The organism is Agrobacterium sp. NPDC090283 (genome assembly GCF_044769685.1).
GTDB lineage: Bacteria > Pseudomonadota > Alphaproteobacteria > Rhizobiales > Rhizobiaceae > Agrobacterium.
Genome location: NZ_JBIVYG010000001.1, coordinates 102745 through 117403, shown reverse-complemented (window position 1 = coordinate 117403; position 14659 = coordinate 102745). Strand labels below are relative to the sequence as shown.

Sequence of the window (14659 nt, the reverse complement as noted above, 5' to 3'; positions counted from 1 at the left end):
CCCCGGGCGGGGAACATGGGGTAATTTCCGCCCATGATCGCCGCCCACGACCTTTCCCCGGCCGAACTTGCCGCCCTCCTGCATTTCCATGCGGATGCGGGCGTGGACTGGATGCTAGAAGAGAGCCCGGTCGACCGTTTCGCCGAATTCGCCGCCGCCCGCCCTGCCCGCCCGATGCCGGGACAGGATGCGGCCGCGCCGGCGCGGCAGGCGGAGAGCCAGGCCGATCGCCGTGCCGATGCGCCTCAACGGCAGGCGCCAGGCCGGAGCGCTCCGGCGCGCGGCGCACCGGCAGCCCCCGCCATCCAGCAAAATGTCGCCATGCCGGACGAGCAGGCCGTGGCGGCAGCGCGTTTTGCGGCGGAAAGCGCGCGCTCGCTTGCCGAGCTGAAAACCGCGCTTGAAGGTTTCAGCGGCTGCAACCTCAAGAACAGCGCGCGCAATACGATCTTCACCGAAGGCGACCCCTCCTCCGCCATCATGGTCATCGGCCCCATGCCTGACGCCGATGACGACCGCGAGGGTCTGCCCTTTGCCGGCAAGACCGGGCTGCTGCTCGAGCGCATGCTGGCGGCCATCGGCCTTCAGCGCAACGCCATCATGCTCGGCAATGTCGTGCCGTGGCGGCCGCCGGGCAACCGCCCGCCGACTCAGGCCGAGATGGATATCTGCCGGCCGTTCATCGAACGCCAGATTGCGCTGGCGGAGCCGAAACACCTGTTGCTTCTCGGCAACTTCACCGCACGTTTCTTCTTTGGCGGCACCGGCACCATCCATACGCTGCGCGGACAGTGGCGTGATGTCGCAGCCGGACACCTGATTCTGCCGGCGCTCGCAAGCCTGCATCCGCAGGAACTGTTGAACGCGCCAGCCAGCAAGTCCTTGGCATGGCAGGACTTATTGGCTTTTCAGGCAAAGATTACACAAGGCTGATTGCCTCATTCCTGACCAATGTAAATGAATTATGAAAAAAGCCATGCGCATTACGCATAACAGCGGCGCATTTGGCCGGCTTGCCGAATCCATGCTGCGCTGCGATATAGCGATCATGTCTTGGGAGGAATTCGGTTTAAGGAACCAAGGCAATGACCACTCGCTTCCGTCCGGTTCATTCCGGCTTTGAAACGCTCCGCCTGGCAGGCCTCGGTGCCCGCTCCAGTCAGGGTTACCATCGTTTCGGCGCTGCCGCAAACGAACAGATGACCGCACGCGCTGCCATGCAGCAGGTCCGCGTGACGCGTCCTTCGGCAGTCTTCGCGGATTTCCGCGAGCGCTGAGAAGCACTCAGGCCAGTGTAACGCTGGTCCATAGATATGATTGCGCGCTGGCGTCTTTCTTCGGGAAGGCGCCTTTTGCTTTTGTAGTGTCTTAGAGAGCGCGCGGCGACGTGATGAGCCGCCCCAATGCTCTGACGTCATCCTCGAGTTTTCCTGGCGCTGTCCGATCCAGACTCCTGCACGCTACGTGACATCAAATTGAGGGCGTAAGGGGGCATTTTCCGCGACGTCATCCTCGGGCTTGACCCGAGGATCTAAACACTTCAACAAAATCAAAATGTTGGCAGATCCTCGGGACAGGCCCGAGGATGACGCCGAGAGAAGAGAGACCCGTCGTCGTCACTTCAAGAGAACGGCACGCAACCCTACCGTGGGGAGTAGCAACGTCACCCCTGCGGCGTCGAAGCCTTGCGCGCCGCGCGTCTCGCCAGCCCCAGCTGATGCTCGCGAAAGATGATGAAGATGCCGGCGAGGATGACGATCGCCGTGCCGATCAGCATCGTCACCGTGGGAATATCGCCGAACAGGATGTAGGAAACCGCGATGCCGAAGATGATGGAACTGTATTCGAAGGGCGCGATGACGGAGACTTCGGCGTGGCGATAGCTCTCCGTCAGGAAAATCTGTGCGACGCCGCCGCAGATGCCACTGGTGATCAGGAGCATGGCCTGCGTCATCGTCAGCGCGCTCCAGCCGAAAGGCACGCTGATGAGCGATAACAAAGTGGCGGTCAGCGAAAAATAAAGCACGATGGTCGGCGTCTTTTCTGTTTCCACCAGTTGCCGCACCTGGATCATCGCCAAGCCGCCCAGCGCCGCGCCGCACAAAACGGCAATGGCGCCCAGCCCCTCACCCGCGGCAAAGCCGCCTTCCCTCAGAAGCGTCATTTTTGGCCACAGAATGACCAGCACGCCCATCATGCCGACGAAGACCGCGCTCCAGCGATAGATGCGCACTTTTTCATGCAGGATGAAGGCGGCAAAAACGACGGCAAGCAGCGGCGAGGCATAACCGATGGCGATGAATTCCGGCAGCGGCAGCATGGTCAGCCCGTAAAAACCGCAGGCCATGGAGAGAATGCCGAGAAAACCGCGCTTGAAATGGCCAAGGAGATTGTTTGTGTGCAGCGCGCTTGCCAGCGCATGCAGCCAGGCGAGATAGACGACGATCGGGATAATGGCGAAGGCGGAGCGGAAGAAGGTGATCTGGCCGGCCGGCACATCGCCGGCGGTCTTGATACAGGTCTGCATGACCAGAAAAAAGCCGACCGAAACCAGCTTCATGCTGATCCCGCGAAAGGGATTCGTCAGTTCGGCGTTCATCGGCAGTTACTCATATCGGCTGCGCAAACACGCCATCAGGGGATTTTTCATGCGGGGAGGACGACGCAGGGGAATTGGATTTACGCAAGGCTAGAGCATTCCCCGGCGGCTTTACAACAAAAAATATTATTTACCCATGAATTCGGTTGATCTGGTGAGAGATTGTTCAAGGCCGTTGCGTTCCGTCATTCCGGCCTCAGGCCAGTCCGGATCCCTGGCTGAAGACACTCACGCCGCCGCGCAAACGCACATCGGCTGGATGCCGGATCCAGCCCCGTCGCGGCGAAAGAACCAGACCAAAAGCGACGCGCGCTAAAATTTGAAGAAAATAAAATATAATTTCAGCAATCGTTCAACATTTGCTGCGATGGTCCGTGGGTCCGGCGGCGGGAGGATCGTCTGCACGGCCGGCAAAGCCTTCCATGGCGGGACAGAACGTCCTCCGACGCGCACATGAACGTGACGAATATTCTACCCATTTTACATCCGGGCCTTATGACGACATGATGCCGGGAGACCACGCCAAGTTATTCAGGGATAGTCATGCGAACAGACACGGGCCAGATCGTTCACCTGGCAGATTACCGCCCCACCGATTTCGTTCTGGAGCGGGTGGATCTCACCTTCGAACTCGACCCCAAGAATACCAAGGTCGAAGCCCGTCTGATCTTTCACCGACGCGAAGGCGCCGACAGTCAGGCCGCGCTGGTTCTCGATGGCGACGAGCTGACGCTTTCCAGCCTGCTGCTCGACCAGGTGGAGCTTCCCGCTGGCCAATATGAAGCGACGCCCGACAGCCTGACGATCCGCGACCTGCCGGCCGAATCTCCCTTCGAGATCTGCGTCACCAATTACATCAATCCGCAGGTCAATACCCAGCTGATGGGGCTTTACCGCACCAATGGCGTTTATTGCACCCAATGCGAGGCGGAAGGTTTCCGCCGCATCACCTATTTCCCCGACCGCCCGGATGTTCTGGCGCCCTATACGGTGACGATCATCGCGGCGAAGGAAGGCAACCCGCTGCTGCTCTCGAACGGCAATTTCCTCGGCGGCGGCAATTACGATGAAGGCCGCCATTTCGCGGCCTGGTTCGATCCGCACCCGAAACCCAGCTATCTCTTCGCGCTCGTCGCCGGTGATCTCGGCGTGGTGGAAGACACGTTCACCACCCTATCCGGCCGCGAAGTGGCGCTGAAGATTTACGTCGAGCACGGCAAGGAGCCGCGCGCGGCCTATGCCATGGATGCGCTGAAACGTTCGATGACATGGGACGAAGAGCGCTTCGGTCGCGAATACGACCTCGATATCTTCATGATCGTCGCCGTGTCCGATTTCAACATGGGCGCGATGGAGAACAAGGGTCTCAACGTCTTCAACGACAAATTCGTGCTGGCCGACCCGGAAACAGCCTCCGACGCTGACTACGCCAATATCGAGCGCATCATCGCGCATGAATATTTCCACAACTGGACGGGCAACCGCATCACCTGCCGCGACTGGTTCCAGCTCTGCCTGAAGGAAGGCCTGACGGTCTATCGCGATCAGGAATTTTCTTCGGACATGCGCTCGCGCCCGGTCAAGCGCATTGCCGATGTGCGGCATCTGAAATCGGAACAGTTTCCGGAGGATTCCGGCCCGCTGGCGCATCCGCCGCGCCCGGATAGTTACCGCGAAATCAACAATTTCTACACAACGACCGTTTATGAAAAGGGCGCTGAAGTCACCCGCATGATCGCCACCATTCTCGGCGAGGATGACTTCAAGAAGGGCATGGACCTTTATTTCGAACGTCATGACGGCGAAGCGGCAACCGTCGAGGATTTCGTCAAGAGCTTCGCTGACGCCAGCGGCCGCGATCTTTCGCAGTTTACGCTGTGGTACACGGAAGCCGGCACGCCGCTCGTCTCCGTCTCCTGCGCTTATGATGCCGGTAATGCCGCCTTCAAGCTGACGCTGGAACAGACCGTGGCGCCGACGCCCGGCCAGCCGGGAAAACAGCCGCGCCACATTCCGCTATCACTGGCGCTGATCCTCGATAACGGCCAGATCGCCGAGCCGCAGGCCGTCGAAGGCGGCGAGTATCGCGATGGCGTGCTGCATCTGACCGAACGCAACCAGACCTTCTCCTTCTCCGGCATTTCCTCGCGGCCGGTACTGTCGATCAATCGCAGCTTCTCGGCACCGATCAATCTGGATTTCGAACAGAATGCTGCCGATCTGGTGCAGATCGCCCGGCATGAAACCGACATGTTCGCCCGTTTCCAGGCGCTGACCGATCTTGCCCTGCCGGCGCTGATTGCCGCCACCAGGGCGGTGCAGAATGGCGAAGAAATCCGCACGGATGCGGCCCTCTCCGCCACGCTCATCGAGATCATCGGTAACGACGCGCTGGAACCGGCATTCCGGGCGCAGGCGCTGGCCCTGCCGAGCGAGACGGATATCGCCCGCGAACTCGGCGGCAACACCGATCCCGACGCTATCCACAAGGCGCGCAACGCCACCATCACGGCGATTGCCACGGACGGCCTCGAAACGTTACGGCGCCTTGCCGATGGTGCTGCCAATGGCGAGGCCTACAGCCCAGACGCCGACAGCGCAGGACGCCGTTCGCTGCGAAACGGCGCCCTGAGCTTCCTCGCTTTTGCCGAGGGAACACCGGAGCGGGCGGCGAAGGCCTATGCCGACGCCACCAACATGACCGATCTTGCGCATGCGCTCAGTGTCCTGACCCAGCGTTTCCCAGATAGCGCCGAGACGAAGGAAGCACTTGCCGCCTTCGAAACGCGCTTTGCCGACAATGCGCTCGTTCTCGACAAGTGGTTCTCGCTGCAGGCCGCCATTCCTGGCGAAGGCGCGCTTGACCGCATCAAGACGCTGATGAAATCGAAACATTTCATCGCCACCAATCCGAACCGGGTGCGCTCGCTGGTCGGCACGCTCGCCTTCTCCAACCCCACCGGTTTCCACCGTGCGGATGGCGCGGCCTATCGTTTCCTGGCGGAGCAGATCGTCGCCATCGACAAGCGCAATCCGCAGCTTGCCGCCCGCATTCTCACCTCCATGCGCTCCTGGCGGTCGCTGGAGGCAGGCCGGGCCGAACACGCGAAAGCCGCGCTTTCGACGATTGCCGAGGCGAAGGGCCTGTCGACGGATGTGAGCGATATTGTCGGACGCATACTGAAGGGCTGATTTCCCTCACTTTTCCGGCAGTTCGAAACGGACTGCCGGAGTGCTCTACAACCCTCATTCCTGTGCTTGTCACAGGAATCTAGCCAGCCCAAGTCCTTGGGCTGAAAGGACTCTTCTTGCCACGCAGAAGCGTGTCGGCTGGATTCCTGTGACAAGCACAGGAATGAGGAAATGTGGGTGTAACGACACCAGAAGTCCTTGCCTCCTGTACCGTCCCGAAAAAATACGGAGTCGGTTCAAGGGGTTAAAATTCTTTTAACTTTTGCCTCTGGACACAGCGAATCGCATTTGATTCATTAGACATATTCGAGCGGCGGCGCTTCGAATCAGTGGGGACTTCTAAAAGGCGGGACAATGACGAACGTGCGGCGGGCGACTGCGGGCGATGAGCGGCCATATGCCAAATTTTCAGATCTTGCGGCCTGGGGCGAAAGGCTTTCCAGCGACCTGATGGGTTTGATGAATGGCTCCGACCGCCCGATGCCGCAGGTCGAGACCCTGCTGAAGCGCCTGATCCCCATTCTCATCCTCGCCTTTCTCGTCGTTGTTGCGGCCTCGCGCATGCTGGGCATCGCCGCAGAATATGGCCGCATGGAAGAGGCCGCCCGCCACTCCACCGCGCTGACGGCGCTGACAGCCAAGGCGGCACTTCTCAACAATGATACGATTTTCACCGCGCAGGATCGCACCCGCGCCGAGGCGAACCTTGTTGCCGCTTTGCCGTCGGGCAGCCTTGCCGATGGCACCATGGTGCTGCTCTCCGGCAGCAATGGCCGCATCTTCGCGGGCGCCGGCAAGGAAGCCACGCTTTATATCGGCACCTCGCTGCCCGCTTTGCTTCCCGAGATCGCCATCGTGCAGCGTTTCCCCGGTGCGCCCGGCACCATCGAGACCAATATCGATGGCCAGCAGCATTATGCGACGATGATCCCCTTCGGGGATGACGGCGCAATGGTGATCGCGGCGCGTTCGCTGCAGCCGATCCGTTCCTTCTGGCGCAGCGAAATCGCCATGAACGTGACGCTGTTTGCCGGCATCTCCTCCATCCTGCTCGTCGTGCTTTATGCCTATTACATGCAGGTGAAGCGCGCCCGCGACGCCGATGACATCTTCGCCGAATCCAACCTGCGGGTCGAGACGGCGCTATCGCGCGGCCGCTGCGGCCTGTGGGATTTCGACCTTTCCAGCCGGCGCATGTTCTGGTCCGGTTCGCTTTATGAAATTCTGGGCTTGCCGCCGAAGGCCGCACCGCTTTCCTTTTCCGATGCGGCCCGCATGATGCATTCCGAAGACGGCAATCTCTATGAGCTTGCCCGCGCCGTCGGCTGCGGCAACCTGCGCCAGATCGACCAGATTTTTCGCATGCGCCATGCCAAGGGTCATTATGTCTGGCTTCGCGCCCGCGCCCAGGTCATCCGCACCAATAACGGGCCACGCGTCATCGGCATCGCCATGGATGTCACCGAGCAACATCGTCTTGCCCAGCGTTATGCCGAGGCCGACCAGCGCCTTGCCGACGCCATCGAATCCACCTCGGAAGCCTTTGTTCTCTGGGACAAGAATGATCGCCTCGTGATGTGCAACACCCATTACCAGAAGGCCTATGGCCTGCCCGACAGCGTGCTGGTGGCCGGCACGGAAAAAAGCACGGTTTATGCCGCAGCCGCCCGCCCGGTCGTGGAACGGCGCGTTGCCGATCCGGACCAGTCCGGCCTGTCGCGCACAACGGAAGTGCAGCTTGCCGATGACCGCTGGCTGCAGATCAACGAACGCCGCACCCGCGATGGCGGCCTCGTTTCCGTCGGCACCGATATCACGCTTCTGAAGCGCCATCAGGAACGGCTGCGCGATTCCGAGCGCCGGCTGATGGCGACCATCGGCGATCTCTCCGCGTCGCAGCACAAGCTGGAGCGCCAGAAGACCGAGCTTTCCGACGCCAACGCCAATTACCTTGCCGAAAAAGAACGCGCCCAGGCCGCCAACCGGGCGAAGTCGGAATTCCTCGCCAATATGAGCCATGAGCTGCGCACGCCACTCAACGCCATTCTCGGCTTTTCCGACATCCTGCAAAACGAGATGTTCGGGCCGGTCGGTTCGCCGAAATATTCCGAATATGCCCGTGATATCCATGACAGCGGCAAACACCTGCTCAACGTCATCAACGACATTCTCGACATGTCGAAGATTGAAGCCGGTCATATGCGCATCAACCGCGAGACCATCGATCTCGCGCCGCTGATCGAGGAAACGCTGCGGCTGACCGCCATTCAGGCGGAACAGAAGAACATCACCGTGCAGCAGAAGGTCTGCGCCGGGTTGACCATGCAGGGCGACCGCCGGGCCATGAAGCAGATCATGCTCAATCTTCTGTCAAACGCCGTGAAATTCACGGGCGACGGCGGCCGCATCGCGCTGCGCACCCATGTGCATCAGGCCGCCATGATCCTCACCATAGCAGACACGGGCATCGGCATTCCCAGCCAGGCTTTGGAAAAGATCGGCCAGCCCTTTGAGCAGGTGCAGAGCCAATATGCCAAGAGCCAGGGCGGCTCCGGCCTCGGGCTGGCGATTTCCCGCTCGCTGGTGAAGCTGCATGGCGGGACGATGAAGATACGCTCATGTGAGGGCCGCGGGACGGTGGTGACGATTATCATTCCGCATGCGGCGGGGGTTTGTGGGACGGTGCATTGAGGGGATGCGGGTTTGCGCTCGGGGCTTGTATTAAGCAACGACGGCGCACTGGGTACCCCCCTCTGCCCTGCCGGGCATCTCCCCCTCAAGGGGGGAGATCAGCAGGGAGCCAACGCTCGCTCACTCGCAACGTCAGAGATAGGCTGAAGGGTGCCGCATCTCGATCTCCCCCCTTGAGGGGGAGATGCCCGGCAGGGCAGAGGGGGGTAAGCCGCACCCACCTAGATCACCCACCATTCTTCACCACCGCCACAAACGCCTTCCGCACCGCCTTCGACAACCGCTTCACCTCGCCCTCAAGCGTTGGAATGTCGGGGCAATCCCCCGCGCGGCACACAAGATCGATCAATCCGGCCGGCGCTTCCTTCGGATTGAAGGCGCCATCGATGCACAACCGCACGATCTGCGATATTTCCGTATAGAGCCCCATCGCCGCCATGCAGTCATCAAAGGCCTGCGGCTCCATCACCGGTGCGGCGAGCGCCTGCAGTGCTTCCGCCGTGTTGCGGCCGGGTTCGTGCACGGCAAGGCCCTTCACCGGCCCGACCAGCGCCAGATATTGGGCGATGAATTCGAGGTCGATCAGCCCACCATTGATAAGCTTGAAATCCCAGTTGTTTTCCGGCGGCTTTTCCTGCTCGATGAGGCTGCGCATTTCCAGCACATCGGCGGAGACCTTCGCCACTTCGCGTTTCTGCGAGAGGATGGAGGCGATGATGCGGCGTGCATCTTCCATCAGCGAATCATCGCCGCAAATGAGCCGGGCGCGCGACAGCGCCATGTGCTCCCAGGTCCAGGCTTCCTCGCGCTGGTATTTCTCGAAGGCGGAAATACGCGTCGCCACCGGCCCCTTGTTGCCGGAAGGGCGCAGCCGCATGTCGACCTCGTAGAGCACGCCTTCCGCCGTCGGGGCCGAAAGGGCCGCGATCAGCCTCTGGGTGACGCGGGTGAAATAACGCACGACATCGAGCGGTTTCGCACCGGTGGATTCATGGGCGCTATCGTCATAATCGTAAAGCAGGATGAGATCGACATCCGAACCCGCGGTCAGTTCGAAGGAGCCGAGCTTGCCCATGCCCATGACGGCCACACGACCGCCGGGATAAGGCCCATGCGCCGCCTCCATCTCCGAAACGACGGCATTCAGCGCCGCCTCTATCACCAGATCGGCAAGATGGGTGAAGGCGCGGGCGGCGACCTCGCCGCGGATCGCGCCGGTCAGCAGCCTGACACCGATGAGAAACCGCTGTTCAGCGGCGAAAATGCGCAGGCGGTCGAGAATATCCTCGTAATGACGGGCATTGGAGAGGAAATTGCCCATGCGGTGGGCGAGATAATCGCGGGTTGGAACGTCGCTCATCAGCGCCGGGTCGAGCATGCCATCGAAGACATGCGGGCGGGCGGCGATGATTTCCGCGAGACGCGGTGCCGAGGACATGATCGTCACCAGCAGATCGAGCAGCGCAGGATTGTTGCCGAGCAGCGAGAAGAGCTGGATGCCAGCCGGCAGGCCCGAGAGGAAATTATCGAACCGCAGCAGCGCCTCGTCCGCCCGCTTGCTTTCGCCGAAAGCCCGCAGCAGGTCCGGCGTCAGCTCCGTCAGCCGCTCGCGCGCCTCGACCGACTGCGTTGCCCGGTAACGGCCATTGTGCCAGGTGCGGATGACGCGGGAAATATCCTCCGGCCGCTGAAAACCTAGCGTGGAGAGCGTCTTTAACGTATCGGGATCGTCCTTCTGGCCGGTGAAGACCAGATTGCCGGCCTCGCCGGACAGTTTCACCTCCTGCTCGAACAGTGCCGAATAACGGCGCTCCACCAGCCGCAGCACCTCTTCCAGTTTTTCCGAAAAAGCCTTTGTGTCCTCGAAACCGAGCATGAAGGCGATGCGCTTCAATTCGGCTTCGGTATCCGGCAACAGATGGGTCTGCTCATCGCGCACCATCTGGATGCGATGCTCCACCTCACGCAGGAACCAGTAGGCTTCCGTCAGGCTGTCGCGGGTCTCGGCGTCGATCCATTGCGCCTCGGTCAACGCCGCCAGCGCCTCCTCGGTCGCCCGCACGCGCAGCGGCGGCATGCGGCCGCCGGCGATCAGCTGCTGCGTCTGGGCGAAGAACTCGATCTCGCGGATGCCGCCGCGCCCGAGTTTGACATTGTGGCCCTTCACCGCAATGGCGCCATGGCCCTTATGCGCATGGATCTGCCTTTTGATGGAGTGGATATCGGCAATCGCCGCATAATCGAGATATTTGCGGAAGATGAAGGGCGTCAGTTCGCGCAGGAAATTCTCGCCCGCCTTGATATCGCCCGCCACCGGCCGCGCCTTGATATAGGCGGCGCGTTCCCAGTTCTGGCCCCTGCCCTCGTAATAAAGCAGCGCCGCCTCCACGGGAATGGCGAGCGGCGTCGAGCCGGGGTCTGGCCGCAGCCGCAGATCGGTGCGGAAGACATAGCCATCGGCGGTGCGCTCCTGCATGATGCGCACGAGACGGCGCATCATGCGGCCGAAATTCTCCGTGGCATCGTAGGGATCGTCCATGATGCCCGCCGAAGGTTCGAAGAAGACGACGGCATCGATATCGGAGGAATAGTTGAGTTCGCGCGCGCCGAGCTTGCCCATGCCGAGCACGATGAGGCCGGACCCTTCGCTGGGTGCGGCAACGTTCTTCAGCTTCAGCTTGCCGCTCTCATGGGCCGATAGCAGCAGGTGGTCGATGGCGGCGGAGAGCGAGGCATCCGCCATGTCGCTCAGCCAGCGCGTCGTATCGCGGGCGGTGAAGATGCGGGCGAGGTCGGCAAGGGCCGCAACGAAGGAAAGCCGCCGCTTGGCAACTCTCAGCCGCGACATCACCTCGTTTTCGACGGGCATAGCGCCCTCAGCGGGCTTCCAGCAATCGCGCGCCTCATGGACAAGACCGCTCAGCAACGGCTCAAGCGGCTTTGAAATCGCCAGAGACAACAGCCCCTCATCCGCCGACGCCATGTCGCGCAGATAGGGGGACAGGGTGAAAGCAGCGGCGATGAAATCCTTCAGCGGGCTTTCGCCTGACATCAACGCGGCCACCGCCGGCTCTGCCTTGCCGATATCCTTCAACGTCGAAAGAACGGATTTCAGCTCCGTCTGCGTATAGGGGCGGATCACGCCCGGCAGCACCTCGCTCAGCCGCCTCTCGGCGGTTTCCCGTTTCGTCACTGTCTCTCTCCCTCTTTCGGCTATCCTCTCGCCGCTCTTCGACCGTGCCCGGCTTTCAGGACCGGATGCGCCGCACCCGAAACCTTCCTGCCGCCGCAGCTGTGCGAAGCCTCCCGGCGCCCGCATATGGCGTTGTAACAAATGCGGGGCGCTTTGCGATCAGAAAACCACCCGTGGCAATGTTTTCCAACGCGCCGCACCACGTAATGTCTCCGCAATTATGCCCGCGTAGCGTCATCCTCAACGAAACCCGACTCCCCGGTTTTCCACGGCTCGACGCTGCAACGGATAGGATTATGAAACAGATTTTTACAATGAAATTGCAAAAGAACCTGCGCGCGATGACCCTTTGCCTGGCGACGCTGCCTGTTGCGCAGGCCGTCTGCACGCCTGTCTTCGCCGCCGATATCGGCAAATCGGACCGGGTGGCTGATCCCGGCAATTTCGACAATGCCCGGATCAGCAGTTCCAGCGACTGGAAGATCACGCTTGGCGCAGGCGCCGCCTATGCTCCGAAATATGAGGGTTCGGACAAGCTGGAAGCAGGCGCCGTTCCGTTAGTTTCCATCGAATATGGAGATACGCTGAGCATCGATTTCAGCGGTGTCACCGTCAACCTTTTGAACCAGAATGGCTTCAGGCTGGGCGTGAAGGGCGGCTGGGAAGCCGGGCGCAAGGAAAAGGACGACAAGAAGAACCTGCGCGGAATGGGCGATATCAAGGCTGGCGGCGTCATCGGCGGCGTTATCGCCTATGGCGTGGATCCCTTCGAAATCTACGCCAAGGTGGACAAGACCATTGACGGCAGCGAAGGCCTGACCGCGACCGTCGGCGCCAGCGTCTCGCACAAAATCGACCAGTTCATCCTGGGCGCCGACCTCTCCGCCACCTGGGCGGACGACAAGCACATGAAATCCTATTTCGGCGTGACCTCGGCCCAGTCCGCCCGCTCGGGCCTGCGCCGCTTCGACGCGAAATCGGGCTTCAAGCGCGTCGACGCCAGCGCCTCCGTCACTTACCTCCTGACGGAGAACTGGTCGATCACCGGCGCGGGCGGCGTCGGCTTCCTGCTGGGCGACGCCAAGGACAGCCCGCTCTCGAAGAAGGATATTCAACCCTTTGCGATGATCGGCGTGGCCTACACCTTCTGAGCCGCAAGCCGGAGAAATGCGCGGCCGCGAACCGCCGCACGTCCCCATGAGGAAGGCGACCCTGCCCTCACGCCTCCTCGCCCAGTGAAGCGCCGCAAGGCGTTTCACTGGGATCGCTATATGCAGGAGAATCGTTGGCCGGCTCCAGCGTGCCCTTATAGGCGACGACGAGACCGACGAAGGGCAAGGAAATTTCCACGTCGAAACGGAAACGACCCTCCTCCTGCGTCTCGAAGCTGACGCCCTTCGGCAGCAGGAAACCGGGCAAGGGCATGCCCAGAACATGCCATCGCCGCGGGACAAGCGCCAACCGGCCACGATCGAGCACGAGCGCCAGCGCCACCGTGACCATGCCGAAGCGCTCCGCCAGAAGATATTGGTCCCTACCCGTTCCGGCCGACTGGGTGGACGAGAAATGTCTGCCGGCGAAATTCCGTGTCCAGCGCTCCTCGCCCTTTTCCGGCGTGAAGGTGACACTGACGGGCACCTGCTTTCCCGCCGCGGGAAAACGGAGCATCGCCGAGATCATGCGGGCCAGCACGCCCTGCCCGCGCCGCACCTCGGCAACGCCTTGCCATTGCCGCGCATGCCCGCTGCCGTGAAGTTCCTGCAGGCGCGGCGGCAACGCATCGAAAGCCGACCCGAGAAGCCTGCGAAACAGCGGCGCATCCGGTTCTTCGCGACGGAACCCCGTGAAAATCGTCTTGCTGCGGAAAAGTTCGTCATAGTCGGCCAGTTCGAGCGCACGGGTTCCGGCACGCGCGCCCGGCAGCGGCGACTGACCCTTCAATATCTTGCGGATGAGGGCCTCGATCGCCATGGAGGGAATATAAGGGCCGTCATCGCCTTCGGCCAGCAAATGCCAGCTCATCTCCATCGGCCTGCCCGCTGCACGACCCTGCGCACGCACGAACATGCCGCCGCGATGTTCGCCAAAGCGCATCCGGTTGAGCACGGCATGAAACAGCGGCGACAGGGGCGCAAATGACGGCAGCCCGAACCTCTTGCGCGCTTTCGCCAGACAATTGAGGATGCGGTGGAGAAATTCCGGTACGGGGCCGGCCCCCATCCATAAATCCGTCATGGTCGGGTGTTCCGGCGGGATCACCTGCAGGTCTGGCACATCAACCAGCGAGAAATGAATGTTCCGCAACGGAAGCCCGCCGGGCACGGCAACGGTAAAGCGCCTGCTCTCCGAGAGGCCGACGCCTTCCGCCGCCCTGCCATTCCGCCAGAGTTTGACCGGCGCACCGGCATAACCCACGACCGCCCGCATGACATTGAGACCGATCCCGGCATAGGGGGACGGCGCGATACCGCCTTCGACGGCGACGATTTCCATGGTCCTTGCCATTTCGCGCAGAACAGCCGCCGTCAGAACGGGGAAACTGCTGACTCCGGACAGGACAAAAACACCGGCGGCTTTTGCCTGCTCATCGAACTCACTGACACCAAAAACGAAATCGGCGGCATCGGCAAAATCGAGATAGTCGATTCCGGCCTCGATACAGGCCGTAATCACGCTGTAGGGTTCGCCGCCATAGGTCTGAAACGGGCCGGAGGCATCCACAACGAGGCCGGGTTTTTGAACGCGCAATGCGTGGGCGATATCGCGGCGATCGAGCATCAGCGGGCGCACGCGCGCCTGCCCGCGCCAGCTCGCGCAAAAGGCCTCCGCCCGCGCAAGGCTGCGGCCGCAGACAAGGATTTCAATGCTGGAAATATCGGCGAGCAATTCCGCCAGCCGGCCGCCGAACACGCCATAACCACCAAGGATCAGTATTTTCATCGAAGCGCCGATCAAATCTATCCTGATGAGAGGGTTGCTGCCTG

General features: G+C 61.5%; 8 protein-coding genes. 5 read left to right on the top strand and 3 right to left on the bottom strand.

Annotated elements, in window-relative coordinates; genetic code table 11:
* The first annotated feature begins 33 nt into the window (after positions 1-33).
* Both ACIQUH_RS00625 and ACIQUH_RS00620 read left to right on the top strand, forming a co-directional pair.
* Complete coding sequence (locus ACIQUH_RS00625) at positions 34-933, top strand: uracil-DNA glycosylase (protein WP_400811792.1); 900 nt, start codon at positions 34-36, stop codon at positions 931-933.
* A gap of 152 nt (positions 934-1085) precedes the next feature.
* On the top strand, positions 1086-1277 hold the full coding sequence (locus ACIQUH_RS00620; protein WP_063950983.1) for a hypothetical protein: 192 nt from the start codon (positions 1086-1088) through the stop codon (positions 1275-1277).
* A 386-nt stretch (positions 1278-1663) separates the two neighbouring features.
* On the opposite strand, the gene ACIQUH_RS00615 is transcribed toward ACIQUH_RS00620, so the two are convergent.
* The gene (locus ACIQUH_RS00615) at positions 1664-2599 is read right to left on the bottom strand and encodes a DMT family transporter (RefSeq protein WP_400811789.1); all 936 of its coding nucleotides are present in this window, start codon (positions 2597-2599) and stop codon (positions 1664-1666) included.
* A gap of 543 nt (positions 2600-3142) precedes the next feature.
* On the opposite strand from ACIQUH_RS00615, the gene pepN reads away from it, so the two are divergent.
* On the top strand, positions 3143-5791 hold the full coding sequence (pepN, locus tag ACIQUH_RS00610) for an aminopeptidase N (protein WP_400811786.1): 2649 nt from the start codon (positions 3143-3145) through the stop codon (positions 5789-5791).
* Between the two features lie 354 nt (positions 5792-6145).
* Positions 6146-8482, top strand: coding sequence for a PAS domain-containing sensor histidine kinase (locus ACIQUH_RS00605; protein WP_400811783.1), 2337 nt, complete (start codon positions 6146-6148; stop codon positions 8480-8482).
* Between the two features lie 226 nt (positions 8483-8708).
* Here ACIQUH_RS00605 and ACIQUH_RS00600 read toward each other — a convergent pair whose 3' ends face one another.
* On the bottom strand, positions 8709-11675 hold the full coding sequence (locus ACIQUH_RS00600) for a bifunctional [glutamine synthetase] adenylyltransferase/[glutamine synthetase]-adenylyl-L-tyrosine phosphorylase (RefSeq protein WP_400811780.1): 2967 nt from the start codon (positions 11673-11675) through the stop codon (positions 8709-8711).
* A gap of 296 nt (positions 11676-11971) precedes the next feature.
* Here ACIQUH_RS00600 and ACIQUH_RS00595 point away from each other — a divergent pair, with 296 nt between their 5' ends.
* Positions 11972-12826 carry a MipA/OmpV family protein gene (locus ACIQUH_RS00595; RefSeq protein WP_400811778.1) on the top strand — a complete coding sequence of 285 codons (855 nt, stop codon included), beginning with the start codon at positions 11972-11974 and terminating at the stop codon, positions 12824-12826.
* Between the two features lie 67 nt (positions 12827-12893).
* On the opposite strand, the gene ACIQUH_RS00590 is transcribed toward ACIQUH_RS00595, so the two are convergent.
* Positions 12894-14615 (bottom strand): DUF4166 domain-containing protein, encoded by a 1722-nt coding sequence (locus ACIQUH_RS00590; protein WP_400811775.1) that lies wholly within the window; start codon positions 14613-14615, stop codon positions 12894-12896.
* Positions 14616-14659: the final 44 nt, after the last annotated feature.